General features: G+C 59.0%; 25 protein-coding genes. 17 read left to right on the top strand and 8 right to left on the bottom strand.

Annotation, left to right across the window (positions count from 1 at the left end; genetic code table 11):
• Positions 1 to 3 precede the first annotated feature (3 nt).
• The 13 genes from urtC (at position 4) to Q1A34_RS16790 (ending at position 14,126) form a co-directional block, all read left to right on the top strand.
• On the top strand, positions 4 to 1,167 hold the full coding sequence (gene urtC / locus Q1A34_RS16730; RefSeq protein ID WP_300036866.1) for an urea ABC transporter permease subunit UrtC: 1,164 nt from the start codon (positions 4 to 6) through the stop codon (positions 1,165 to 1,167).
• A complete protein-coding gene (gene urtD / locus Q1A34_RS16735) occupies positions 1,164 to 1,916 on the top strand; it encodes an urea ABC transporter ATP-binding protein UrtD (RefSeq protein WP_300036869.1) in 753 nt (250 codons plus the stop codon). Before urtC ends, urtD begins: the two co-directional genes overlap by 4 nt.
• Entirely contained in the window at positions 1,909 to 2,604 is a 696-nt protein-coding gene (gene urtE / locus Q1A34_RS16740) for an urea ABC transporter ATP-binding subunit UrtE (protein WP_300036872.1), read from the top strand. Before urtD ends, urtE begins: the two co-directional genes overlap by 8 nt.
• A 127-nt stretch (positions 2,605 to 2,731) precedes the next feature.
• Positions 2,732 to 4,396, top strand: a complete 1,665-nt coding sequence (locus tag Q1A34_RS16745) for a thiamine pyrophosphate-binding protein (RefSeq protein WP_300036874.1) — start codon at positions 2,732 to 2,734, stop codon at positions 4,394 to 4,396.
• Between the two features lie 182 nt (positions 4,397 to 4,578).
• Entirely contained in the window at positions 4,579 to 7,443 is a 2,865-nt protein-coding gene (locus Q1A34_RS16750) for a monovalent cation/H+ antiporter subunit A (protein ID WP_300036876.1), read from the top strand.
• Between the two features lies 1 nt (position 7,444).
• A complete protein-coding gene (locus tag Q1A34_RS16755; protein ID WP_300036878.1) occupies positions 7,445 to 7,801 on the top strand; it encodes a Na+/H+ antiporter subunit C in 357 nt (118 codons plus the stop codon).
• Positions 7,798 to 9,339 (top strand): monovalent cation/H+ antiporter subunit D, encoded by a 1,542-nt coding sequence (locus tag Q1A34_RS16760; protein ID WP_300036880.1) that lies wholly within the window; start codon positions 7,798 to 7,800, stop codon positions 9,337 to 9,339. Before Q1A34_RS16755 ends, Q1A34_RS16760 begins: the two co-directional genes overlap by 4 nt.
• A 4-nt stretch (positions 9,340 to 9,343) precedes the next feature.
• Positions 9,344 to 9,844 (top strand): Na+/H+ antiporter subunit E, encoded by a 501-nt coding sequence (locus tag Q1A34_RS16765; protein ID WP_300037555.1) that lies wholly within the window; start codon positions 9,344 to 9,346, stop codon positions 9,842 to 9,844.
• Positions 9,841 to 10,128, top strand: coding sequence for a K+/H+ antiporter subunit F (locus tag Q1A34_RS16770; RefSeq protein ID WP_300036882.1), 288 nt, complete (start codon positions 9,841 to 9,843; stop codon positions 10,126 to 10,128). The genes Q1A34_RS16765 and Q1A34_RS16770 overlap by 4 nt, the downstream gene beginning before the upstream one ends.
• Complete coding sequence (locus Q1A34_RS16775) at positions 10,125 to 10,514, top strand: Na+/H+ antiporter subunit G (RefSeq protein WP_300036885.1); 390 nt, start codon at positions 10,125 to 10,127, stop codon at positions 10,512 to 10,514. Before Q1A34_RS16770 ends, Q1A34_RS16775 begins: the two co-directional genes overlap by 4 nt.
• Positions 10,515 to 10,589: 75 nt before the next feature.
• Positions 10,590 to 11,450: a glycosyltransferase family 2 protein gene (locus Q1A34_RS16780; protein ID WP_300036888.1), complete on the top strand. Its 861-nt coding sequence runs from the start codon at positions 10,590 to 10,592 to the stop codon at positions 11,448 to 11,450.
• 147 nt (positions 11,451 to 11,597) lie between these two features.
• Complete coding sequence (aspS, locus tag Q1A34_RS16785; RefSeq protein ID WP_300036891.1) at positions 11,598 to 13,373, top strand: aspartate--tRNA ligase; 1,776 nt, start codon at positions 11,598 to 11,600, stop codon at positions 13,371 to 13,373.
• Positions 13,374 to 13,400: 27 nt separating this feature from the next.
• The gene (locus tag Q1A34_RS16790) at positions 13,401 to 14,126 is read left to right on the top strand and encodes a GNAT family protein (RefSeq protein WP_300036894.1); all 726 of its coding nucleotides are present in this window, start codon (positions 13,401 to 13,403) and stop codon (positions 14,124 to 14,126) included.
• A gap of 10 nt (positions 14,127 to 14,136) precedes the next feature.
• Here the strand turns inward: Q1A34_RS16790 and Q1A34_RS16795 are convergent, their stop codons facing one another.
• Positions 14,137 to 14,856 carry a response regulator gene (locus Q1A34_RS16795; protein WP_300036897.1) on the bottom strand — a complete coding sequence of 240 codons (720 nt, stop codon included), beginning with the start codon at positions 14,854 to 14,856 and terminating at the stop codon, positions 14,137 to 14,139.
• Between the two features lie 159 nt (positions 14,857 to 15,015).
• Between Q1A34_RS16795 and mce the strand changes: the two genes are divergently transcribed.
• Both mce and Q1A34_RS16805 read left to right on the top strand, forming a co-directional pair.
• Positions 15,016 to 15,420, top strand: a complete 405-nt coding sequence (gene mce, locus Q1A34_RS16800) for a methylmalonyl-CoA epimerase (protein ID WP_300036900.1) — start codon at positions 15,016 to 15,018, stop codon at positions 15,418 to 15,420.
• Between the two features lie 8 nt (positions 15,421 to 15,428).
• A complete protein-coding gene (locus Q1A34_RS16805; RefSeq protein WP_300036903.1) occupies positions 15,429 to 15,725 on the top strand; it encodes a DUF1467 family protein in 297 nt (98 codons plus the stop codon).
• Here the strand turns inward: Q1A34_RS16805 and Q1A34_RS16810 are convergent.
• From Q1A34_RS16810 to Q1A34_RS16825, 4 genes are all read right to left on the bottom strand, one after another.
• Positions 15,661 to 16,380: an EI24 domain-containing protein gene (locus tag Q1A34_RS16810; RefSeq protein ID WP_300036907.1), complete on the bottom strand. Its 720-nt coding sequence runs from the start codon at positions 16,378 to 16,380 to the stop codon at positions 15,661 to 15,663. The genes Q1A34_RS16805 and Q1A34_RS16810 overlap by 65 nt on opposite strands.
• Complete coding sequence (locus Q1A34_RS16815; protein WP_300036910.1) at positions 16,377 to 16,955, bottom strand: nitroreductase family protein; 579 nt, start codon at positions 16,953 to 16,955, stop codon at positions 16,377 to 16,379. Before Q1A34_RS16815 ends, Q1A34_RS16810 begins: the two co-directional genes overlap by 4 nt.
• A gap of 18 nt (positions 16,956 to 16,973) precedes the next feature.
• Positions 16,974 to 18,074: a class II histone deacetylase gene (locus tag Q1A34_RS16820; protein WP_300036913.1), complete on the bottom strand. Its 1,101-nt coding sequence runs from the start codon at positions 18,072 to 18,074 to the stop codon at positions 16,974 to 16,976.
• Positions 18,075 to 18,149: 75 nt separating this feature from the next.
• Positions 18,150 to 18,629 carry a VOC family protein gene (locus tag Q1A34_RS16825; RefSeq protein ID WP_300036915.1) on the bottom strand — a complete coding sequence of 160 codons (480 nt, stop codon included), beginning with the start codon at positions 18,627 to 18,629 and terminating at the stop codon, positions 18,150 to 18,152.
• Between the two features lie 194 nt (positions 18,630 to 18,823).
• Here Q1A34_RS16825 and Q1A34_RS16830 point away from each other — a divergent pair, with 194 nt between their 5' ends.
• Positions 18,824 to 19,354 (top strand): hypothetical protein, encoded by a 531-nt coding sequence (locus Q1A34_RS16830; RefSeq protein ID WP_300036918.1) that lies wholly within the window; start codon positions 18,824 to 18,826, stop codon positions 19,352 to 19,354.
• On the opposite strand, the gene trpS is transcribed toward Q1A34_RS16830, so the two are convergent.
• On the bottom strand, positions 19,351 to 20,367 hold the full coding sequence (gene trpS, locus Q1A34_RS16835) for a tryptophan--tRNA ligase (RefSeq protein WP_300036921.1): 1,017 nt from the start codon (positions 20,365 to 20,367) through the stop codon (positions 19,351 to 19,353). The two genes, Q1A34_RS16830 and trpS, sit on opposite strands and share 4 nt — an antisense overlap.
• Positions 20,368 to 20,449: 82 nt before the next feature.
• Between trpS and Q1A34_RS16840 the strand changes: the two genes are divergently transcribed.
• Positions 20,450 to 21,136, top strand: coding sequence for a rhomboid family intramembrane serine protease (locus Q1A34_RS16840; RefSeq protein WP_300036924.1), 687 nt, complete (start codon positions 20,450 to 20,452; stop codon positions 21,134 to 21,136).
• Here Q1A34_RS16840 and murJ read toward each other — a convergent pair whose 3' ends face one another.
• Together murJ and Q1A34_RS16850 are read right to left on the bottom strand one after the other, a co-directional pair.
• The gene (murJ, locus tag Q1A34_RS16845; RefSeq protein ID WP_300036926.1) at positions 21,137 to 22,678 is read right to left on the bottom strand and encodes a murein biosynthesis integral membrane protein MurJ; all 1,542 of its coding nucleotides are present in this window, start codon (positions 22,676 to 22,678) and stop codon (positions 21,137 to 21,139) included.
• The gene (locus Q1A34_RS16850) at positions 22,675 to 25,452 is read right to left on the bottom strand and encodes a [protein-PII] uridylyltransferase (protein ID WP_300036929.1); all 2,778 of its coding nucleotides are present in this window, start codon (positions 25,450 to 25,452) and stop codon (positions 22,675 to 22,677) included. The genes murJ and Q1A34_RS16850 overlap by 4 nt, the downstream gene beginning before the upstream one ends.
• Positions 25,453 to 25,458 lie beyond the last annotated feature (6 nt).

Genomic DNA, 25,458 nt, shown 5'->3' on the forward strand with positions numbered 1-25,458 from the left:
ATCATGCGCAGATCCTTTATTGCTCAAAACCCATCTGTTCTGTGGTTTCTGGCGGCGCTGGGGCTTTTCACCCTGGTGATCACTGTGCTGTCCGAGTTTACCGGTGCAGGGGTCATCCCAACCTCCTTTGTCAAAACTCTCGGCAAGACGCTGTGCCTGTGTCTGATCGCGATCGCGATGGATGTCGTCTGGGGGTACTGCGGCATTCTCAGCCTTGGGCATTTCGCCTTTTTCGGGATTGGCGGCTATGCCGTCGGGATGTGGCTGATGTACGCGCGGACAGAGACCATCGTTCTCGAAAGCCTAAGCACACAGGTCATTCCTCCGACACCGCAGGAAATATCGGATGCTATCGGCAACCAGATTTTCGGCGTCGTGGGCAGCTCCGAATTCCCACTCATCTGGGCATTTGCCGACAGTCTGTTACTGCAGTTGCTGATGGTGGTGCTGGTGCCCGGACTGCTGGCTCTGGTATTCGGCTGGCTGGCGTTCCGGTCACGCGTCACCGGTGTGTACCTGTCCATTCTCACCCAGGCGATGACACTGGCGCTGTCGCTCTATCTTTTTCAGAACGACTCCGGTCTGCGTGGCAACAACGGGTTGTCCGGCCTGCAGAATATCCCCGGCTTCGAAACCACCCCGCAGTCGGCGGTTTCAATTGTGTTTTTCTGGGCTTCGGCTGCCGCACTGGCCGCAGGCTATGTGTTTTTTGCCTGGGTGGTCTCGGGCAAGATGGGCAGCGTGGTGCAGGGCATTCGCGACAATGAGGCAAGGGTGCGGTTTCTGGGGTATCACGTCGAAAGCTACAAGCTTTTCATCTTTACGGTCACGGCCATCGTTTCGGGCATTGCCGGTGCTCTTTATTATCCCCAGGCCGGGATCATCAACCCGGGTGAGATCGCGCCCATCGCCTCAATTTACCTGGCCGTCTGGGTGGCGATCGGCGGTCGCGGGCGTCTTTATGGCGCTGTGATCGGTGCGGCTTTTGTTTCCCTGTTGTCCAGCTGGTTCACCGGCGGCGGCGCGCCACCAATTAACCTGGGTTTCTACACAGTTCAGTGGACAGACTGGTGGCTGGTATTGCTGGGTCTTTCTTTTGTGGCGGTGACCCTGTTTTTCCCGCGCGGCATCGGTGGCCTCTTTGACTATCTGGTAAAAAAACCATGAACAGTACTCTTCTTGAGGTCTCTGGCCTGTCGGTCAGTTTTGACGGCTTTCGGGCGATTAACAACCTGTCTGTACAGTTTCCCGAAACCGGAATGCGCGCGATCATCGGCCCGAACGGCGCGGGCAAAACCACCTTTATGGACATCGTAACCGGCAAAACCAGACCAGACGAAGGCCATGTGATCTGGGGCGAGCGGAGCATCTCTTTGCTGGGAATGTCCGAAAGTGAGATCGCCATGCAGGGGATCGGTCGCAAATTCCAGAAACCTACAGTTTTTGAAACTCAGACAGTCCGGCAGAACCTGGCGATGGCGCTCAAAAATCCGCGCAGCCCGTTTGCCGTTCTGATGCACCGGCGTACCGCGGCGAACGGCACGCGCATTGACAAAATCGCAGGCGAGATCGGCCTTTCGGATTCCCTGATGCGCGTTGCAGGTGAGTTGAGCCACGGTCAGAAGCAATGGCTTGAGATCGGAATGTTGCTGGCGCAGGATCCGCGCTTGCTGCTGGTGGATGAGCCCGCCGCAGGGATGACCGTCGAAGAGCGGGAAAAAACCACCGATATCCTGCGCGAGGCTGCGAAGACCTGCGCGGTGGTTGTGGTAGAGCATGACATGGAATTCGTCCGCCGTCTCGATTGCCGGGTGACAGTGCTGCACGAAGGTTCGGTGCTGGCGGAGGGGAGCCTTGATCACGTCACCGCTGATCAGGCGGTTATCGATGTATATCTGGGGCGTTCCAATGCTTGAAGTCACCGGTCTCAGCCTGCACTACGGCCAGAGCCAGATCCTCTATGATGTCTCGTTTGATGCTCCGCGCGGACAGATCACGGCGGTAATGGGCAACAACGGAACCGGCAAGACCAGCCTGCTCAAAGCAATTGCGGGCCGCCACCCCTGGTCGGCAGGCGATGTACAGGCATCCGGAAAACCTGCTGGCTGCGGAAACGCCGTTGTCTCTGCGCGTGCGGGCATCGCCTATGTCCCCCAGGGCCGGGAGATTTTCCCGATGATGACCGTCGAGGAAAACCTCGAAACCGGATTTGCTCTGCTGCCAGTGGCCGAGCGTCGCATCGAAGATGATATCTTTGAGCTTTTCCCGGTTTTAAAGGACATGCGGGGACGCAGAGGGGGCGATCTGTCCGGCGGACAGCAACAGCAACTTGCCATTGCGCGCGCTCTGATCACCCGGCCTGACATTTTGTTGCTGGATGAACCGACCGAAGGCATTCAGCCCAACGTGATCCAGCAGATCGGCGTTTGCCTGCAGTTGCTGCGCGATCGGGGGGATATGGCAATTGTGCTGGTCGAGCAGAATGCTGATTTCGCCTATGGCCTTGGGGACAGGTTCGTCATGATCGAAGGCGGGCGGGTCAGGCGAAGGGCGGACAAGGCTGACTATGCCAAATCCACAATGCTTGAAGATCTTGCCCTCTGACCGGAATTGCCGCCTGCGCGCTGCGGCGAAAACGCCCCTGGGCCTGCTGTGATCACCGCTTTGCTCTCGACCCGATGTCGGAGCGGTGTTTAAGTCCCGGTGAAACGGATCGCAGACTGGCACGGATATGACACAACGACACGGCGGACAGATTTTAATCGAATGTCTGATGGGAATGGGCGCGCGCCAGAGCTTTGGTGTCCCGGGTGAAAGCTATCTTGCAGCTCTCGATGCCATGCACGACACCGCAGGTGCCTTTGATTTCACGCTCTGCCGGCAAGAGGGTGGCGCCGCCTTTATGGCGGCGGCCTGGGGCAAACTGACGGGCACGCCCGGTATCTGCTTTGTAACGCGCGGGCCGGGGGCCACCAACGCGTCCATCGGGGTACATACCGCAATGCAGGACAGCGTGCCCATGCTGCTGTTTATCGGGCAGGTCGGTACTGCGGACAGAGATCGCGAGGCATTTCAGGAGATCGATTACCGCGCTTTTTTCGGCACGGTTGCAAAGTGGGCGACAGAGATCCCGGATGTCAGCCGCATTCCGGAGTATGTCTCGCGTGCCTGGTCGACGGCAGTCTCCGGCAGGCCCGGCCCGGTCGTGGTCGCTTTGCCAGAGGACGTACTGTCGGCCTGGTCAGACGTTCCGGCGCTGGTCGCACCGGTCAGAGTGTCGGAACCTGAACCATCGCCCGCTGCGGTATCTGACATTGCGCACCGACTGATCGCGGCGGAGCGTCCGCTGATTGTCACCGGTGGCCAGGGGTGGCACGAGCAGGGCCGTACGGCGCTGGAAGACTTTGCCACCAGCGCGGACATTCCTGTTGTTGCGGCGTTCAGGTTTCATGATCAGTTCGACAACCATAATCCCTGCTATGCCGGCGAGGCAGGTGTCGGCATGAACCCGGCAACGCAGAAACTGATCCGCGAAAGCGATGTCATTCTGGCCCTTAATGTGCGCATGGGCGAGATGACAACCGGCGCCTGGGAGCTTCTCTCGGTGCCCGTCCCGACGCAGACGCTTTTTCATGTGCATACCTCAGATGCGGAACTCGGCAAAATCTATGCTCCTGATGTTGCAGTACATGCGGGGCCCAACGCGTTTTCAAAAGCACTGGCAGGCTGCGCCGAAACTGTCACCGGACGCACATGGAGAGCGCAGGCGCGTGAGGCTTATGAGACAGGGTTAAACGCACCGCAGCAGCCGGGCCCGATTGATATGGTCACTGTGATGGCACATCTGCGGAACCGCCTGCCTGATGATGCCATCCTGACGAACGGCGCCGGGAATTTCGCAGCCTGGCCGGGCAAATTTTTTCGGTATGGTCCAAAACAGCGGCTGCTTGCTCCGCAGTCGGGTGCCATGGGTTTCGGCGTACCGGCGGCAATCGCGGCGAGGGTGGCACACCCGGAACGCACCGTTGTCTGTTTTGCCGGTGATGGTGACTTTCAGATGACATGTCAGGAGCTTGGCACCGCAGCCCAGGCCGGTGCCTGCCCCATTATCCTTATTCTCAACAACGGAGTTTATGGGACGATCCGCATGCATCAGGAAAAGCTCTATCCTGAACGGGTGTCCGGGACGACCCTGGAAAACCCGGATTTTGTGGCCCTGGCCAAGGCCTACGGGTTTCATTCGGAAACCGTTTCCGCGACGAACGAATTTGCCGGTGCTTTCGAACGTGCGCTGGCGTCGGACAGCGGTGCCGTGCTCGATCTGAGAGTGTCCGCCGAAGCACTTACACCGGGACAGACTCTCAGCCAGATCCGGGAAGCGGGCCTGAAACGCTGATTTACGGCCAGGTGCTGCCTTCGGGCGACGGACGGTAAGATTCCCCGGTACCGCGCGCAAACCCGCTTTGTCGTGCAGATTTCGCGTAAAACGTGACAGTTATTGTCGGTTTCCCTTGAGATCAGGCGGAAAGTGGCACATTTAGGTATGAACTTTCAAAGGCCTGCAGATCAGGAGTTCGCGTGTCCCTCTTCCTTATCGTTGCCCTTCCCTTCCTTGGTGCATTGCTGCCGGGACTTATGAATTCCGCCGGGCGTCAGGCCTGTGCAGGTGTTACCTTCACCGTGTCGCTCGCAGCCTTTATCGGACTGCTGACCAACGCACCTGCCGTGTTTGCGGGCGAGGTTGTACAGACGGGGGTAGAATGGCTGCCTGCTCTGGGCATGAACTTCACGCTTATGCTCGACGGGCTGGGCTTTTTCTTTGCGCTGCTGATCCTTGGGATCGGGCTGCTGATCATCACATACGGGCGGTTCTATCTGTCACGCGATGACAATATGGGTGAATTCTTTACCTATCTGCTGCTGTTTCAGGGCGCGATGGTCGGCATTGTTCTGAGCGATAACATATTGCTTCTGCTGGTTTTCTGGGAGCTGACCTCGCTGTCGTCTTTCCTGTTGATCGGCTATTGGAAGCATCTGCCCGAAGGGCGGCAGGGCGCACGGATGGCACTGACTGTTACGGGCATGGGCGGGCTGGCGATGGTCGGTGGCATGCTGATCCTGGGCCAGATTGCAGGCAGCTATGATCTGAGCGTTATTCTGCAGAACCGCGAACTGATCCAGGACAGCCCGCTCTATCTGCCGGCACTTCTCCTGATCCTGCTGGGCTGTTTTACCAAGTCTGCTCAATTCCCTTTCCACTTCTGGCTGCCGCATGCCATGGCCGCGCCCACGCCGGTGTCGGCGTATCTGCACTCCGCCACGATGGTCAAAGCGGGTATCTTTCTGATGGCCCGGATGTGGCCGGTTTTGTCGGGCACGCCGGAATGGTTCATGATCGTGACCACGGCAGGTCTCGTGACGATGGTTCTGGGGGCGGTCATTGCGCTCTTCAAGCATGACCTCAAAGCGCTTCTTGCCTTTTCCACTGTCAGCCACCTGGGCCTCATCACAATGCTGCTGGGGACGGGCACGGCCTTTGGCGCGATGGCGGCTGTTTTCCACATTCTCAATCACGCGACGTTCAAGGCGGCCCTCTTTATGTCCGCCGGTATTGTGGATCATGAAGCACATACACGGGACATCCGACGACTGGGTGGCCTGCGTCACCTGATGCCCATTACCTTTGTGATTGCGACAATTGCGGCCTTGTCTATGGCGGGTATTCCGTTGCTCAATGGCTTTCTGTCCAAGGAAATGATGCTGGAAGAGGCACATCACACGGTGCTCTTCGGGTCTCACTGGCTGGTGCCGGCGCTGGCCGTTGTCGGCTCGCTTTTTTCAGCGGCGTATTCATTCCGCCTGATTGCGCACACATTCCTCGGTGCAAAGCGCGACGATTATCCGGCCAAGCCGCATGATCCCGGTGCGGGGATGTGGCTGCCGCCCGCAATCCTTGTGGTGCTGGTCGTTGTCATCGGCGTCGCTCCTTTCCTTGCTGAACCCTTTGTCAAAATAGTTACGGCTTCTGTGTTGGGCGACACCGCGACTGTCCCCAAAGCCTACTTCAAAATCTGGCACGGTCTGGTGCCCGCGCTGTTTATGTCCATGGCCGCGGTTGCGGGCGGCATTCTGCTGCTGTTTGCGTTCCGCCCGGCACTGCGTTTCTGGGATGCGGCTCCACGCCCAGAGGCCAAAACAATCTTTGAAGGGCTGATTGCCGGCGTTGTGGCCGCCGCACAGGGGTTCAGCCACCGGCTGCACAACGGCGCCTTTTCGCGCTATGGCGCGATCATGGCGATTACCGTGATTGCTGCAGGATATCATGCGTGGGCCACGGGCACGGTCGGTGAAGCGACGCGCACGATGCAGCCTGCAGGTCCTGTGCCTATCGCGGGCTGGCTGATGCTGGTGGCTGCGACTGTTGCGCTCGTCTTCCAGCACCGCAACCGCCTGTTGTCTCTGGTTCTGATCGGCATTGCGGGCCTCATGGTGTCTGTGGGGTTTGTTTTCTTCAGCGCGCCCGATCTTGCAATGACGCAGATCACCGTCGAGGTCGTGACAATCATTCTGCTGCTGCTGGCGCTCAACTTTCTGCCAAATCACACGCCGGTTGAAAGCGATGCCATGCGCAGAACCCGCGACGCTGTTGTCGCTGTTGCCGGTGGGCTGGCAACAATGGGCCTGTCCTTCCATTACCTGATGCGCGATGCCATCGCGACGCCGATCTCCGAGTTCCACCTGGCGAACTCTTACAAGGGCGGTGGCGGTACCAACGTGGTCAACGTCATCCTGGTCGACTTCCGGGGTTTTGACACCTATGGCGAAATCATCGTGCTGGGGATTGCCGCCTTGCTGATCTATGCGCTGACTGAAACGCTGCTGTCCGGCCCGGTGCGCGCCCGGCTGCTCAACCGCAAGCCGGACAAGCCGCTGGCGGGCGATATGCACCCGACCATGATGGTGGTGCTGACCCGTGTGATCATGCCTGTGGTCCTTATGGTCGGCTTCTACATCTTCCTCCGCGGGCATAACGAACCTGGTGGCGGTTTCATCGCGGGCCTGATCGTGTCGATCGGCGTGGTGATGCAGTACATGGCCAGTGGTTTCAGCTGGACCTCTGCGCGTCTGCGCTATCCCTACCACGGCATCATCGGCGCCGGTGTGCTGATCGCGGGTCTGACGGGCATCGGGTCCTGGTTTGTCGCCAAACCTTTCCTGACCTCAGACTTTACCTACGTGCGCATCCCCCCGTTCCAGGAGTTTGAGCTGGCAACAGCGGCCCTGTTTGATCTGGGTGTATTTCTGGCAGTCGTAGGTGCCGTGATGCTGTCGCTTGAAAGCTTCTCGCGCCTGGCGCGGCGTGCGCATGTGCGCGACAGCGAACACCCGATGGATATCGACCCGTCGCGTGATGATCCGGCATCAGCAGAGGGGGAGGCGTAACATGGAACTTCTCGTAGCATCTGCGATCGGCGTACTGACGGCAGGGGGCATCTATCTGATGCTGCGCCTGCGCACGTTTCCGGTCATTCTGGGCATCTCGCTGCTCACCTATGCGGTGAACGTGTTTCTCTTTGCCTCGGGGCGCCTGACCGTCGGCGCACCTCCTATCCTGCAAAAAGGTGTCGAAACGTATACAGATCCGCTGCCGCAGGCGCTTGTTCTGACGGCCATCGTTATTTCTTTTGGCATGACGGCTGTGGTCGTCATGATTGCGCTGGGGGCCTATCTGGGGTCAGACGATGACCATGTGGATGATCCGGCCGATCCCACCTCTGAGGGCGGGAGGGACGCCACATGATTCACTGGATCATTGCACCCGTCGTTATTCCGGCCCTGATGGCGCCGTTCATCGTTCTGGCCGCGCGCTACCATCTGGGCATTCAGCGTGTGTTTTCTGTTGCGGGTGTGCTTGCGCTGATTGCGGTTGCTGCCGGCCTGATGTGGCAGGCTTCTGACGGTACGGTCACGCTCTATCAGCTGGGTGACTGGGCAGCACCCTTCGGTATCGTCCTGGTCGGCGACAAGCTGTCCACCATGATGGTGCTGCTGACATCTGTCCTGGCACTTTTCGTTCTGCTCTATGCGATAGGGTCCGGCTGGGATGACCGGGGGCGGCATTTCCACGCGCTCTATCAGTTCCAGCTGATGGGCATCATGGGTGCATTCCTGACCGGTGACCTCTTTAACCTCTTTGTTTTCTTTGAGGTTCTGCTCATCGCGTCCTACGGGCTGATGATTCACTCGGGCGGAAACGCAAGACTGCGCGCCGGGGTGCAGTATGTGCTCTTCAATCTGCTGGGCTCGACGCTGTTTCTGTTTGCTCTGGGATCGATATATGCCGAAACCGGGACACTCAATATGGCCGATCTGGCGCAGCGCGTGGCCCTGATTGACCCGGCAGAGACAGTGGGTATCCGGGTGGCTGCCGTTTTGCTGTTACTGGTGTTTGCAATCAAGGCGGCGCTTGTCCCGCTGCACTTCTGGCTGCCATCAAGCTATGCCGAAGCGCCCGCCCCTGTGGCGGCTCTTTTTGCGATCATGACCAAGGTTGGCGCCTATGCGATCATCCGGGTCTATACGATAGTTTTCCATCCGGATCTGGAGATCACTGCAGGATTGCATGAAACCTGGCTGATGCCCGCCGCGCTTGTGTCACTGGCGATTGGTATGGTGGGTGTGCTTGCGGCAAAGGAGCTGAACCGGCTTGTCGCCTATTCGGTCATCGGATCCATGGGCATGGTGATGATCTCGATCTCGCTTCTGACCCCTGTCAGCATCGCTGCGGCCCTTTACTATATCGTGCACTCGACGCTTGCCGCCGGTGCGCTGTTCCTGATTTCGGATCTGGTCCGTACCGGACGGCGCGACCTGATGCTTACGCCACAGCCGCCCGTCGCCGGGGGAACAGTTACCGCAATGATGTTTTTTGCGGCGGCAATTGCGATGGCGGGGCTGCCGCCGCTGTCGGGCTTTCTGGGCAAGCTGCTGGTCATGAATGCAGCCTTCGACGCTCAGGGCGTGGCATGGATCTGGGCAGTGATCCTGATTTCCAGCCTGATCAGCGTTGTCGGTTTTGCCCGTGCCGGCAGCGTCGTATTCTGGAAGTGCCGCAGTATTGAACCGGATCCCGAAGCCCCTGAGCCCACCACGCCGACGGTACTGTCCTATGCCGCTGTGGGCGGGCTCCTTGCACTGCTGGTCGCACATACCGTTTTTGCCGGTCCCGTGCACCGCTATACTTCTGGCATCGCGGCGGAACTTTTCGCGCCCGATACCTACATCTCGACCGTTCTGGAAACACCGGGCAAACTTAGCAAGCCAAAGGAGGGCCACTGACATGCTGAGCAAAGCTTATCGCTGGCTGCTGCCACACCCGCTTCTGACGCTGTTGCTGGCTGTGGTCTGGACCCTGCTGCAGAACAATGTGTCTGCTGGCATGATTGTCTTTGGTGTGATTCTGGGCGTGATTATCCCCTGGATAACCTCTGTCTGGTGGCCGGAATCACCGCGCGGTTTCCACATGGGACGCATGATCCGGTACAGTATTATCGTGATATGGGATATCCTTGTGGCCAATGTTCAGGTGGCCTGGATCGTACTGACCGTCCCCAATTCCAGGCTGAAACCTGCCTGGATCGTTATCCCGCTGGAACTGCGCGAGCCTGAAGCAATCACGCTGCTGGCCGGTACGATCACCCTGACCCCGGGAACTGTGTCAGCAGACCTGTCTGATGAGGGTCACAGCCTGCTGGTTCACGTATTGCACACAGATGATCCTGATGCCGTTCGTGAAGAAATAAACGACCGGTATCAGCGCCGCCTCAAGGAGATTTTCCAATGAATCCCGCCACTGATTTTCTGGACATCGCGCTTGTGATAGCGTTTGTTTCGGTCGTGATCGGCCAGATCCTGGCGATGATCCGGCTGGTTGTGGGCCCCGACACCGGTGATCGGATCCTGGCGCTGGACACGATGGTGGTGAATGCCATCGGCCTGATCGTATTGCTCGGAATTTCTCAGGGGACCGGCATTTATTTTGAGGTCGCCCTGATCATCGCCATGCTCGGCTTTGTATCCACGGTTGCCTACACACGATTTGTGCTGCGGGGGGATATCATCGAATGATACCGGAAGTTATCGGATCCTGGGCTGCGGCCCTTTGCCTGCTTATCGGCGCGGGCTTTACCCTCGTTGGCTCTATCGGATTGCTGAAATTCAACGATTCCATGACCCGTCTGCACGCACCCACCAAGGTCGGCACCGTCGGTGTCGGTGCCATGCTGCTGGCATCGGTCATCTACTCGTTTACGTTTGCCGAGGGGTCGCTGCATGAACTGCTGATCATGGGCTTTCTTTTTGTGACAGCGCCCATTTCGGCCAATTTTATTGCCAAGGTAAACATCCATCGCCGCGCTTGCGAAACTCCGCCCGCGCCGCCTCAGGACGATACCTGGTCGACGCTGAATGTGCCTGAGCAGGACCGGGAAACCGTCGGTTCCGGTACCGCATAAAGAGCCACCAGCGCCACCGGTTCCCGAACCGGCGGCCAAACATATTTTGCGCAGCTGAACCTCCAGGCAGGACCCATGCACAACCGTATCCGCATCGCGACGGTCACTTACAACAGCGCCGGCGTGATCGGTAATCTTCTGGACAGTGTCCCAGAGGGTGTCGAGGTCGTCGTCGCCGACAACAACAGCACCGATGACACCTGCAGGATCGTTGAAGAAGCAGGCGTGCGCCTGATCCGTCTGGAACAGAACCGGGGTTTTGGCACCGGCTGCAATGCCGGTGCTGCCGGCAACACAAGGGAGTTCATCTTTTTTGTGAACCCCGATGCAACGCTGACGCCGGATTGCTGCAGGCTGCTGGTAAAGGCTGCGGATGCGCATCCCGCAGCCGTTGCCTTCAACCCTGCGGTTCTGAACAGCAGGGGGCGTATCCGGCTGAACCGCCGCTCGGCACTGCTGCCCCGGCGTGACTGGACGCCCAGGTCTTATGGTGGGACGGACAATGATCTGAGCGTTGAGGTCCGGTTGCTGCACGGTGCGGCACTGTTTTGCAGGCAGGCGGCGTTCGAGGCGATCGGTGGATTTGATGAAACGATTTTCCTGTACCACGAGGATGATGACCTGTCTGTGCGCTTGCAGCAGGCGGGTGGAAAGCTGCGTCTGGAGCATGCGGCAAAACTGATGCATCTGGGCGGAAAATCGTCTGGAGGCTCCGTGGCGACAGCGCAACTCAAGGCCTATCTGATTGCCCAGTCACGGATCTATGTCGAAACAAAGCACGGTAAATCTGCTCCGGGTTTGCAGGCCTACCTGCGGGCGACAGCGAAACTGCTGTCGCCGCTGACGCTGCTGTCGCGCCGCAAACGGGCCCAGGCACTCAGCTATCTGAGGGGCGTTCGCGAGTTCGATCTGGAAAGCTATTCTTCCGGGAAGTGACCGTACTCTTTCCAGGCCAGATGACGGCACATCACCAAAAGCCTGTTGCTCTGTTTGAATTATCCGTAGCCGCAGCCCGCATCACCTTGACTTCTGCCGCGCGAGCGAGTGTATCTGGCGCGAAATCTGACCCCCGGAGGGATACCTATGCACGCCTATCGCAGCCATTCCTGTGCCGACCTGACCGTTGAAAATGTTGGCCAGTCCGTCCGCCTGTCCGGATGGGTGCACCGTGTGCGGGATCATGGGGGCGTTCTGTTTATCGACCTGCGCGATCATTATGGTGTCACTCAGGTGCTGTGCGACCCGGACAGTGCCGTCTTTGCAGAAGTCGAAAAAGTCCGTGCTGAATGGTGCATCCGCATCGACGGTGAAGTCAAAGCACGCGACGCGTCGCTCGTGAACGAAAAAATCCCGACAGGTGCTGTCGAGGTTTTCGTGCGCGACATCGAAGTGCTTGGCCCGGCAGGTGAGTTGCCGCTGCAGGTTTTCGGCGATCAGGAGTACCCGGAGGAAACACGTCTGCGGTACCGTTACCTGGATCTGCGCCGTGAAAAGATGCAAAAGAATATGGCATTGCGCTCGGATGTTGTCTCTTCAATTCGCCGACGGATGTGGGACAGCAACTTTCGCGAGTTTCAGACACCGATCATAACAGCATCCAGCCCCGAAGGCGCGCGCGATTTCCTGGTGCCCAGCCGCCTGCACCCCGGAAAATTCTATGCGCTGCCGCAGGCCCCGCAGCAGTTCAAGCAGCTGCTCATGGTGTCCGGATTTGACCGTTATTTCCAGATCGCACCCTGTTTCCGCGATGAAGACCCACGCGCAGACCGCTCGCCCACGGACTTCTACCAGCTTGACCTGGAGATGAGCTTTGTGACCCAGCAGGATGTGTTTGACACCATTCAGCCGGTTCTGAGCGGCATTTTCGAAGAGTTTGGTGGTGGTAAAACCGTGGATCAGGAATGGCCGCAGATTTCCTACAAAGATGCGGCTCTCTGGTATGGCTCGGACAAACCCGACCTGCGTAACCCCATCAAAATGCAGGTGGTGTCCGAACATTTCGCCGGATCTGGCTTTGCGATCTTTGCCAGATTGCTGGAGCAGGAGGGCACCGAAATCCGTGCAATACCGGCACCTGGTGGCGGCAGCCGCAAATTCTGTGACCGGATGAATGCCTTTGCCCAGAAAGAGGGCCTGCCTGGTATGGGCTATATATTCTGGCGCGATCAGGGTGAGGGAATGGAAGCCGCGGGCCCGCTGGCCAAGAACATCGGACCAGAGCGCACTGAAGCAATCCGGCAGCAGCTGGGGCTGGGTGTCGGCGATGCTGCCTTCTTCCTCGGAGGTAAGCCAAAGACATTCGAGGCTGTGGCCGGTAAAGCCCGGAACGTGATCGGCGCCGAACTGGGCCTGACGGACGAAAACCGCTTTGCATTCGCGTGGATCGTTGATTTCCCGATCTATGAAAAAGATGCCGAGACCGGGCGTATCGACTTCGAACATAACCCGTTCTCGATGCCGCAGGGTGGCATGGAAGCGCTGCAGGGCGATCCGCTGGAGGTTCTGGGGTATCAGTACGATCTGGCCTGTAACGGCTATGAACTGGTGTCCGGCGCGATCCGGAACCACCGGCCCGAGATCATGTTCAAGGCGTTTGAAATTGCCGGATACGGTGAAGAAGAAGTGCGTAAACGCTTTGGCGGCATGGTCAACGCCTTCCAATATGGTGCGCCCCCGCACGGTGGCTGCGCGGCTGGTATTGACCGTATCGTTATGCTGCTCGCCGAGGAATCGAACATTCGCGAAGTGATCCTGTTCCCGATGAACCAGCGTGCGGAGGATCTGATGATGGCGGCACCCTCAGAGCCCATGAGCGATCAGCTGATGGAGCTTGGGCTACGGGTGATTCCGCAGGAGTAACAGACGATCTGACAGGGGGCGGTGGCGATGACAGAAACTGATGCACCGCAGTTCGGCGCTGTGGTTCCCGACTGGACGCCGCCACCCGCACCTGTGCGCCAGACTATGTCCGGACGATGGTCTCATTTGGAGCCGCTCGATCCCGATGTGCACGGGCCGGAGCTTTTTGAATCCTATCATGATGCGGACGCAGTCTGGGATTACCTGCCCTACGGCCCCTTTGCAGATTACGACGGCTACCACAGCTGGATACGCGCGACGGTCAGCACACCCGGCCATCTCTTTTTCGCGATTCGCAACTTTGCGACCAACAGGTGGGAAGGGGTGGCGAGTTATCTGAGGATTGATCCGGCCAACGGGTCGATCGAGGTTGGGAACATCAACTACAGTCCGGCGTTGCAGAAAACACCTGCAGCGACGGAGGCGATGTATCTGATGATGCGTTGGGCGTTCGAAAACGGCTATCGGCGGTATGAATGGAAATGCAACGCGCTGAATATTCCGTCGCGTCGAGCCGCAGAGCGGCTCGGTTTCAGCTTTGAGGGTGTTTTCCGCCAGGCGACGGTTGTCAAAGGCCGCAATCGCGACACGTCCTGGTTCGCGATAATTGATGCGGAGTGGCCAGCATTGGATCTGGCATACAGGGCGTGGCTGTCACCGGAGAACTTTGATGAAAACGGACATCAGGTGACATCTCTGGCCACGCTTACGGCGCCGGTCAGGGTTGCATCTGATCCGATACTGAGAGGCTGACGGCCCTGGCTCAGATGGCCAGCTTGCGCGTCAGGCGCTGCTGGATAAGCTCGGATAGTCGTGCGGCTTCTGATGCAGCTGACTTTCCGGCCGCGCGTTTAGCGGCGATCGCAGCGGCGGCTTTTTCCAGGCCATCGTCGCGCGCTGACCGCGCAACCCCACCCAGGAACTGTGCGACATAATCCAGTGTTGTATCGTCCGACTGATCATCCAGAACGCCGGCGATATGTGCCATGTCATCCTGAAACGCCATGATGTCCGGACTGATCTGATCGTCGGAAACTTCGCGCAGCCCTGCCGGCTGACGGTCGGGTGGCAGGTTGGCGATAACGGCCTGCTGGAAAACCGACAAAGAGGTAATCGGTTTTTCCAGAAATCCGTCTGCTCCGGATGCCATGCACTGCGCCTGCGCATCAGGATCGCCCGAAGTGCCAAGCACAACATCCACCCGCGGGTCGCATTGCGTCAGTTCTGCAATAAGATCGAGGCCGTTGCCGTCGGGCAGACCGACGTCGACAATCACCACCGACGGGCGATAGACCTGCAGGTGTCGGCGGGCCGACTTCAGACAGTCCGCACGACGGATACGCGCGCCACTGCGCAGGCACAAAAGGCGCATTGCTTCGCAGGCAAACCGGCTGTCTTCAATCACCAGTACGGTCAGTCCCAACAGTGGTCGCAGGGCCGTCGGCGTCGGAATTACCGGTGCAAAAGGGTCTGTTTTGTCCATTGTGGTCTCCAGGCAGGTGACTCGGGGTCGCGACTCAGCATGGCGCATACATGACTAACAGCCGGTTAATGCGTGTTCGCCTGCCTGCGGCGGTGCGTCACTTGCGCAGCAGTCCCGCGCGCAGCATATACGCACAGAAGATATTTATCGGAGCCGAACATGATTGGACGCCTGAACCACGTCGCCATCGCTGTCCCTGACCTGGAGGCCGCGTCGGAACAGTACCGCACGGCGCTTGGCGCGCGTGTCGGTGCGCCGCAGGATGAACCGGATCACGGGGTTACCGTTGTGTTTATCGAACTGCCAAATACTAAGATTGAGCTGTTGTACCCGCTCGGAGAAAACAGCCCGATCCAGGGTTTTCTGGACAAAAACCCTTCGGGTGGCATTCACCATGTCTGTTACGAAGTGGAGGATATTCTGGCAGCGCGGGATCATCTGGTCACAACCGGTGCCCGGGTGCTGGGCACCGGCGAGCCAAAGATCGGTGCGCATGGCAAGCCTGTGCTGTTTCTGCACCCCAAAGACTTCAATGGTTGTCTTGTAGAACTTGAGCAGGTCTGAGAGGCAGCATGGGCATTACATCCGCACTTGTACTCTTTGCTGTCATCTGGTCGATGACATTTCTGATTATCCTGCCGTTCCGCGTCAAAACCCAGGGAGATCTGGGGGAGATTGTACCTGGCACACATGCCGGAGCGCCGGAGGTTCACAACCTGGGCAAAAAGGCAAAGCTTACGACAGCCATCAGCCTCGTAGTCTGGGCGATTGTCGCCGGGATCATTCTGTCAGAAGTAGTCTCTGTCAGGGATCTGGACTGGTACGGTCATATGGCGCCTGAGGCGCCAGCCGATGGAACAGATGGGTAAAGGTCGCGGCACCGAGGATCGGTATCAGCAGGTTCAGCAACGGGATTGAAAGTGGCACGGCCATCAGGATCCCGGCCACCCATATCCGGATACTGTGACGGTTGCGCAACGCGCGGGCTTTCGTGCGGCCAACCCTGCGTATTGCCGCCAGAGTGAAGTATTCCCGGCCCAGAAGAAAGCCGTTCAGCGCCCAGAAAATAAAGGGCGCAAAGGGTGCAAACAATACATACAGTATCAGGGCGACGATATTCGCACCCACAAGAACTCCGAGAAAGTTGATCGTATCGCGCAGAGCGTCGCCAAACGGGACACGCTCTGCGGGCCCCAGACGCGGGTAATGTTCATCCTCGACGGCCTGAGCCACGGTTTCCAGAAACATTGACGTAATGGCCGAGGCGACAGGCACCATCAGAAAGATGGACAACACTGCGAGCAAAAGCGCCGAGCCCCAGCTGGCAAGATCATTCAGCCAGCGGACCTCGCCGATCAGCGGAAGCGTCGTTTCCTCGCCGACAATCCAGCCGATAAGCCATACAAATCCGGCCGACGTACCGATAAGCAGTGCAAGCGTCAGGATGATGCCCGTCAGGAAAACCCTTCGAAATCTGGGATCAGAAAGCTGCCCCAGGGACCGGAAGAAGGCGTCCAGTATCATGCGTCCATCCAGCTGGTGATGGCTTTGGTGTCTGGTCGCGGGCGTTCCGGCGGGGCGGTTGTCTCGGTTGCGATGTGAATAAATCCGGCAATCCGCTCGTGCGCTGCAAGGCCCAGAGCATCCGTCATGAACCCGCGGTCATGGCTGGGCCAGCCAGACAGCCAGTTCGCGCCCCATCCTGCCGCCAGGGCTGCGTTGAGCAGAGCGAGACAAACAGCGCCGGCAGAATAAGTCTGTTCCAGCGCGGGGATTTTTTCCGAGGGTTTCTGCACTTCTATGACCGCAACGGCCAGCAGCCCCTGATCAAACTGATTGCGCCCTTTCGTGATCTGTTCTGCATCAAGGCCGAGCGCGGCACCCCGATCGCTGACGACCCCGGCCAGTCGCGCCATTGCGGGCTGTTCGATAACGACAAAGCGCCAGGGTTCGAGCTTGCCATGGTCCGGCGTGCGCGCGGCCATTTCCAGCAGCGCGGCGATCTGTGTCGCATCCGGAACGGGCATTTGCAGCGTTTTGGCCGGTCGCGAGCGGCGTGTCTGCAAAAACGCGGTGGCGCCTGGATTGGGTGCTGGCATTCAAAATCCTCCGTGTCTTCAGAGCTGACCGGCGAGATGATCGATCTCGGACCTGAGAAAGGCATCGAAACGTGGCCCGGGTTGGCGGATGTTCAGGGCATGCGCCATCGGGTCGGGCGCAGTGACCGCACTGCCTGAAAGAGCTTCGAGGGTCGCATGTCCGCAGAATGGCACATAAACCTCCGAATACCCGCCCTCATGCACCAGGACAAGACGCCCGTCGCACAGTGTTTCGGCGGCTTCCCTGATCTGGTGGGTCATCTGCCGGAATGTATCGGCGGTCGCAAGCATCCGCGCCAGCGGATCAATCGCAGAGGCATCAAAACCGCAGGCCACGATAATGATATCGGGCTTAAATGCAGTGATCTGCGGGATCACAACGCTTTCCATAGCGTGCAGATAGGCGGTGTGGCCCGTTCCGGCAGGCAGCGGCAGGTTGACGTTATACCCGTGTCCTGCACCCTCTCCCCGGTCGGTCACATAACCGGTATCCAGGGGGTAGTTGCCTTCCTGGTGCAGCGAAATGGTCAGCACATCATCCCGGTCATAAAAAATTGCTTCGGTTCCGTTGCCGTGGTGCACATCCCAGTCGAGAACGACAAACCGGCGTGCAAGGTTCTCTGCGCGTGCAGCTTCGATCGCAATGGCGATATTGGCCAGCAGGCAAAACCCGTTGGGAAAGTCCGGCAGACAGTGATGCCCCGGCGGACGCGACAGCGCATAGGCATTGGTCAGATCGCCGCGCAGAACATCCGCAACTGCGGATTTGGCAAGGCCCGCAGACAATGCTGCAATTTCGTATCCGCCCCGGGCAAAGGGGGTGGCGCGGCCGATCTCTCCGCCGCCTGCGTCAGACATCTCTTTGAACGCATCCAGGTAGCTTGCCGGGTGTACACGCAGCATGTCCTGGCGGGTCGCCGCCGGAGCGCTGCGCATGGACAGATCGGCTGTGATGCCGGTGACATCCATCAGGTTTTTGAGACGGCGCTTGGTTTCCGGATTTTCCGGCAACCCGCCTGCCGCCAAAGGCTGCACGTGACCGCCCAGCGGAATGGTAAAGGCATAATTTCCACCGGCGTGCCAGAAACACCTTTCGTCATGAAAAAACCCTGTGGTCATGGTCGTGCCCCCGTTCTCCGTTTGGGGGGAAACTGGCCTGGTGAAAGTGTTTTGTCCATTGTGCAGAACCCGGGATCAGTCCGCCTCACTGATGAGGGCCTCCACATCCAGAGGGTCGTTGACCATGGCCAGCCCGCCCTGCGCGTCACGTGGCCAATCTGCAGGCGCGCGGTCACGATAGAGCTCAACACCGTTGCCGTCCGGGTCGCGCAGATACACGGCCTCGCTCACACCATGATCCGCCGCTCCATCGAGGGCGTAACCCGCAGCCAGAACCCGCCTGATCACGGCGCCCAGTGCAGCACGGTCCGGGTACAGGTATGCACCGTGATACAACCCCGTGGCATCGGGCGCCGGTGCCGGACCTGCCTTGCTGTGCCATGTGTTCAGACCAACGTGGTGGTGATATCCTCCGGCCCCCAGAAAGGCCGCCTGATCCCCATACCTTTGCGTGACCTCGAAGCCGAGAACGTCCCGGTAAAAGGAAATTGCACGGTCAAGATCGGCAACCTTCAGGTGGATATGCCCGACGCTGGGATGAGACGGTGAAGCCATGCTTTTGTCCTTTCGGTTCCGGTTCTGAGCACAGAGGTAAGGGCGCATTCAAAGCAATGCCAGATGCAGTACAGCGCAGCGGCTGTGTGCAAATTCAGAGAAGCCGTCGGCAGATTTTCGCCTCTGACGGGAAAACTGTAAGACAGAATGCGCCTGGCGTGCTATTTTATCCTTTGTTCTGAGGGGCTAAGGAAATGACACGTTTCAAAAACATCCCGTCACCATCTGACCTGGTCCACAAAGTCATGAATTCCGGACAGACCGGCAGGGTGTCGCTCTGCCTGGCGCTGGTTCTGTGTGTTGCTGTTATGTGGACCGCCTTCTTCTTTGTCGCCCTGTCCGGGCTGCTTGGCGCTGCTTTGGGCATCTGGCTTCACTACGGGCAGGACCGGGACAACCCGCTGCAGGTATTACGCCCGTTTCGCTGGGCCCGGCGTCTGACAATCGTGCTGATCGTAAGTGCTGCGGGCATGGCGCTGGCGCTCAGCCTCTTTTTCAGCGGCCTCTTTACGCCGGATTCCCGGGCTTTCCTGTCGGGCATGTATATGACGGGCGCAAACGGCATTTTCTCGTTCAGCGCAGCGTTCTTTACCGCAGGCGTGCTGGTAATCTCAGATGCGCGCGCAAAAATCAACGCGGCGGATGCCGTACAGCTGCACACATGGCAGCAGACCGCCAGACCGATCCGCCTGTCATTTCTGGTGCGCAGTTTCCGAAAGGCTTAGCGCACCATTCCCATAATCTCGTAGGTTTTCGCCAGGATCGGCGCTGTGATTTCCCGCGCCTGAACCGCGCCTTTCGCCAGAATACGGTCGATTTCGCCGGGATCGGCCATCAACCGCGCCATCTCATTCGAAATCGGGGACAGTTTGGAGACAGCCAGTTCCGCCAGCTGTGGCTTGAAAGCACCGAACTGCTGACCGCCCACATCCGCCAGAACCGCATCCACGCTCTGTTCGCTCAGCGCGGCGTAGATATTCACCAGATTGCGCGCCTCGGGCCGGTCTTGCAGACCTGCCGCCTCGGAAGGCAATGCATCGGGATCGGTTTTGGCCTTGCGGATTTTTTTCGCGATGGTGTCTGCACCATCGGTCATGTTGATGCGGCTGGCATCTGACGGATCAGACTTGGACATCTTTTTGGATCCGTCGCGCAGGCTCATAACGCGCGTGGCGGCGCCCTCGATCACCGGCTCTGTGATCGGAAAAAAATCTACGCCGTAGTCATGGTTGAACTTGGTCGCGATGTCACGTGTCAGCTCAAGGTGTTGTTTCTGATCCTCGCCCACCGGCACATGTGTTGCGTGGTATATCAGAATGTCGGCTGCCATCAGCGCCGGATACCCGAAAAGGCCCAGAGATACGTTCTGCGCATTTTTGCCGGCTTTGTCCTTGAACTGGGTCATACGCTGCATCCAGCCCATGCGCGCGACACAGGAAAACACCCAGCCCAGCTGCGCGTGTTCCGGCACCTGGCTCTGGTTGATCAGAATAGATTTCTCCGGGCTGATCCCGCTGGCAATAAACCCGGCCGCCAGCTCACGCGTGTTCTTTGCCAGATCGGCCGGATCCTGCCAGACGGTGACGGCATGCAGGTCGACCATGCAATAGACGGTCTCCATACCCTCTTCCTGCATCTGTACGAACCTTTTGATCGCACCAAGGTAATTGCCCAGCGTCAGACCGCCCGACGGCTGAATGCCGGAAAAGACACGCGGGGTGAATTGCGGGGTGGTCATGATCGGACTCCGTTCTCGGCTGGCATAAAGCGTTGGCGTGGCTTACCCATGAGGCACAGTATCGTCAAGGAATGCCGGACCTATGGATGACCACCGCGAAGCCCCTCCTGTAAATCCACTGCCGCCGGTCGTTGTGCTGCTGTTTCTGGCGATGGCCATACCCGAAGCGCTTTTCTCGCTTGGCGCGGCCGGACTGATCGGCGGGCCGGAGGCTGTGGGCTGGCGGCTGGCCTACGTGCAACAGTATGCATTTTCCGGCGATATCTTTGACTGGATGGTCCTGAACGGTCGCTGGCTGCCAGAACATATGCTGCGGTTCATCACCTACAGCTTTGTGCATTCGGGTTTTACGTCGGCTCTTTTCGCCATCGTGCTGACACTGGCACTGGGCAAAATGGTGGGGGAAACGCTGGGCCAGCCTGCCGTTGTCGTTTTGTTTTTTGGCGGTGCGGTTTTTGGGGCGCTGATTTATGGGCTGCTGCTGAATGATCCGGCCTGGATCGTCGGGGGCTTTCCGGCGGTCTACGGTCTGATCGGCGGATATTCCTTTGTCATGTGGCTCAGCCTCAGCATTGCAGGAGAACAGCAGCTCAGGGCCTTCAGTCTGATTGCCATGCTGATGGGCCTGCAACTGATCTGGGGTGTGTTCTTTGGGCCATCGACGGAATGGGTTGCGGATCTGGCGGGATTTGCCTTTGGTTTTGTTGCCTCTGCGCTGCTCGTCCCAGGCGGAATGACCCGTCTGATCCGTGCATTGCGGCGGGACTGATCAGCCGCGACGAAACGCCTGACGGAATTCCGACAGGCGGAAAGCGCCCATCAGCTGGCCTGTGCCAAAGTACGCCAGCATGCCAATTCCGATCAGCACGGCCAGCGCAAGCGCACGCCACCAGGCCATGCCCAAAAACGGGTTAAGCGCTGCCGCCGAGACCCACAAAACCACTGCCATCACCACAGAGGCTACAACCATACGCCAGATCCGTCGCCGGAAACGGTCATCAAAGCGGGCAACGTCACCATACTGGCGGGCACCGGTATGCAGCAACAGCACCATAACCCAGGCAGCACAGGTGGTAGCAATCGCAGGGGCGAGCCAGCCAATCACAGGAGCGAGCCCGATGGCCATTACCGCGTTGATGACCATGGAGACCACAGCATAGTGAAACGGCCTGCGGGTGTCCTCGCGCGCAAAGTAGAGCGGTTGCAGGATTTTCTGCAGCACAAAGGCAGGAAGCCCGAGGCCATAGATGGCAACTGCACTGGCGATCGCGGCACTGTCGTCTGTTGTGGCAGCCCCCCGCTCAAACAGCACGGACACGAGGGGCAGGGGGATCACCACCAGGGCGAACGCGGCCGGAATGGTCAACGCGAGTGAAATCTCTCCCGCGCGGCTCAGAGCGATGCGTGCGCCGGCGTCATCATCTGCGCGCAGTTTGCGCGACAGATCCGGCAGCAGCACCACACCAACCGCAATGCCGACAACACCCAGTGGCAGCTGGTACAGGCGGTCTGCAGCAAAGAGCCAGCCGACGGCCTTGTCAAAATAACTGGCGACCTGCTGGCCAACCAGCAGGTTGATCTGAACCACACCCCCCGCCAGGGCCGCAGGGACGGCAACGCGGATGAGGTTGCGCATGTCGGGGCTGAGACGCGGGCGACGTGGCGAGATTGTAAACCCGGCACGACGTACAGCGCGCCAGAGCAGCAGAAATTGTGCAACACCGGCCAGCGGTATGGTCCATATCAGAGCGCGCGCGACATCTCCCCCGAACCAGGCCGCACCAGCCATGGCGGCGATCAGAAGGATGTTCAGCAACACAGGTGCTGCTGCCGCTGCGGCAAACCTACCGGATGCATTGAGCATGCCCGACAGCAGTGCGGCCAGCGAGATAAACAGCACGTATGGAAAGGCGATCCGTCCGAATTTCACGGAAAGATCAAATTCTTTCTGCCCGGCAAATCCCGACGCGATACCGAAGACCAGCCAGGGCATTGCCGCAAGGGCCAGCAGGGTCAGCCCGATCAGGACAGCGGCCAGCCCGGAAAAGGCCTCCGAGGCAAAGCCATCGGGATTCTCATCTCCTTCCAGCCTTTTGGAGAACATCGGCACAAAGGCCATGTTGAACGCGCCTTCTGCAAAGAAGCGGCGGAACATGTTAGGCAGGCGAAAGGCAACTACATAGGCCTGGTACAACGGGCCCGTGCCCAGAAAGGCCAGGATCATCGCATCCCGGACAAATCCCAGAACGCGGGACATCAGCGTCCAGCCACCCACAGTGAAAAAACCCGACATCAGGCGGATCGGTTTCACCGTTTTGCCCTCTCAACGCCTTCGTCAATGGCCGCGCGCAGCCGCTTTTCGAGGGTGCGCTGTTTGCTCTCAGAATGGTATTTCAGGCCGAACATGTCTTTGACGTAGAAAGTGTCGACGACCTGCTCGCCGTAGGTCGCGATTACGGCATTGGCGATATAGACGTTCGATGCTGCAAGCGTCCGGGCCAGATCGTAGAGCAGGCCGGGACGGTCGCGGGTATCAACTTCGATGATCGTATAGATTTCCGATCCTTCATTATCAAAGGTGATATGGGTCGGAACACGGAAGGCGCGCTCGCGCTTTTTGACCTTGTCACGGTCTTTGAGCGCGTCACGGGCGACAACCTCACCATGCAATGTGCGCTCAATCATCTTGCGCAAACGGGGCAGGCGCGAGGCGTCATAGGGGTTACCGTCAGCGTCCTGGATCCAATAGGCGTCCGTGACGTAGCCGTCTTTGGTGGTGTAGCTGCGCGCGTCCACGACATTGGCGCCGACCAGCGCCAGCGCCCCGGCAAGCCGGGTAAAGATGCCGGGGTGGTCCGCCATGACAAAGCTCGCCCGTGTCGCATCCCTGTCTTCGTCCGGGTGCAGATCAATCGCGATCTCGTCTTCTTTGATGTCGCGCAGCATACGGGCAAAGGTTTCGTGGGCCGTGACGTGCAGACCCTGCCAGTACGGATCATAGTGACGGGCTGTTTCCGCCATGATGTCTTTGCGCGGCCAGTCGGTCAGGGCCTCGCGCAGGGCACGTTTGGCCTCGGCACCGCGGTTCTCGCGGTTGAGGTCTTCGAGCCCCGTCTCCAGCGCTTTGCGGGTCTGCCGGTAGAGCGCGCGGATCAGAACAGCTTTCCAGTTGTTCCAGGTATCGGGCCCGACGCCCCGGATATCGCAGACGGTCAGCACGCAGAGCAGGTCCAGACGTTTCACCGTCTGAACAGCCTTGGCAAACTCCCGTACTGTGCGCGGATCTGCGATATCCCGTTTCTGTGCCATGTCCGACATGAGCAAGTGGTAGCGGATCAGCCACTCAACAGTGTCCGTATCTGACTTGTTCAGGCCAAGACGGGGCGCAATTTTGCGGGCCATCTGTGCGCCGAGGATCGAATGGTCCTCCGGGCGGCCCTTGGCGATGTCATGCAGCAACAGCGCAGTGTAGAGCACTTTGCGGTTCACGCCATCTTTGAGGATAGACGATGCGACCGGGAGATCCTCTTCGAGGTCGCCCCGCTCGATCTGGCTCAGGGTTTTGATGCACTGGATCGTGTGCTCGTCCACGGTATAGGCGTGGTACATGTTGAACTGCATCATTGCGACGATGGGTTCAAATTCGGGAATGAATGTCCCCAGAACCCCCAGTTCATTCATTCGCCGCAACGCACGTTCCGGATTGCCGTGCCGCAGCAGCAGCTCAAAGAAAATGCGGCGTGCCTCCGGGTCAGTGCGCATGTCGTCATCAATCAGATCAAGGTTCGCCTTGACCAGCCGCATGGCGTCCGGGTGGATCAGCATACCTGTTCGCAAAGCTTCCTCGAAGACGCGCAGCAGGTTCAGTTTGTCTGAAAGAAACGCGGCATCGTCGGCAATGGCCAGTCTGTTGTGCACGACCTTGTAGCCTGCGCGCGTGCGCGGCCGGCGGCGGAAAATCCGCTCCAGCAGCGGATCGGCCTTAACGTGATCGGCTTCCATCTTGGTCAGGAAAATACGGGTCAGATCACCGACTTCGGTGGCGTGCAGGAAAAAGGCCTGCATAAAGACCTCCACCCCGCGCCTGCCGGACGTATCGCTGTAGCCCATGGCGTCTGCAATCTGTACCTGCATGTCAAAGGTGAGTTGTTCTGTGGGGCGTCCGCTGGCCAGATGCAGATGCCCGCGCACTGCCCACAGAAAATCCTCTGCCAGCACAAAAGTTCTGAACTCGTCGGCGCTGAAGACGCCCAGATCGACCAGGTCGGCTGCGTTTTCGACCCCGTGCACGTATTTGGCGATCCAGTAAAGGGACTGAAGATCGCGCAGCCCGCCTTTGCCCTCTTTGACGTTCGGCTCAACCACATAGCGCTGGCCGTGTCGTTTGTGACGCGCTTCCCGCTCTTCGAGCTTGGCCTCAACAAAGGCACGCTCGGACCCCTTGAACAGGTCATCGCGCAGGCGCTGCGACAACTCATCAGCGAGCGCGCGATCACCGGCGAGATACCGCAGTTCCAACAACGCGGTGCGAATGGTGAAATCTTCGCCCGCCAGGCGCAGACACTCGCGGGTTGTCCGGCTGGCGTGGCCCACTTTGAGCTTCAGATCCCACAGCATATAGAGCATGGTTTCAATGACGCTCTCGGCCCAGGCCGTCATTTTGTACGGCGTCAGAAACAGCAGATCCACATCCGAAAAAGGCGCCATTTCACCGCGCCCGTATCCGCCAACCGCGATGACAGAAAGCCGCTCACCGGACGTAGGGTTGGGTTTGGCGTTCAGAATATCTGTCGCTACCCATAGCACCATGCGCACCAGCTCATCCGTCAGCCAGGTATAGGCCCGTGTCATTGGCCGCGCGTCGAAGGGTCGGGCCGCGAAGGCCTCAGCGATTGCGTCGCGCCCGTTTTTCTGCGCCTCGCGCAGCAGGGCGACCGTCGCTGATCTGACATCAGCGGGAGACTGTCCTTCTTCAAAAGCGGCCTGCAGAGCCGCATGAATGCGCGCGCTGTCGAACACCGCCTCCGGCGGGCAGATCAGTTCCGGGTTCTCCGCAGGACTTGGCTGCGGTTCAGTGAGGCTCATGGGTCT

It is taken from the genome of uncultured Roseobacter sp., from assembly GCF_947491795.1.
Classification (GTDB): domain Bacteria; phylum Pseudomonadota; class Alphaproteobacteria; order Rhodobacterales; family Rhodobacteraceae; genus Roseobacter.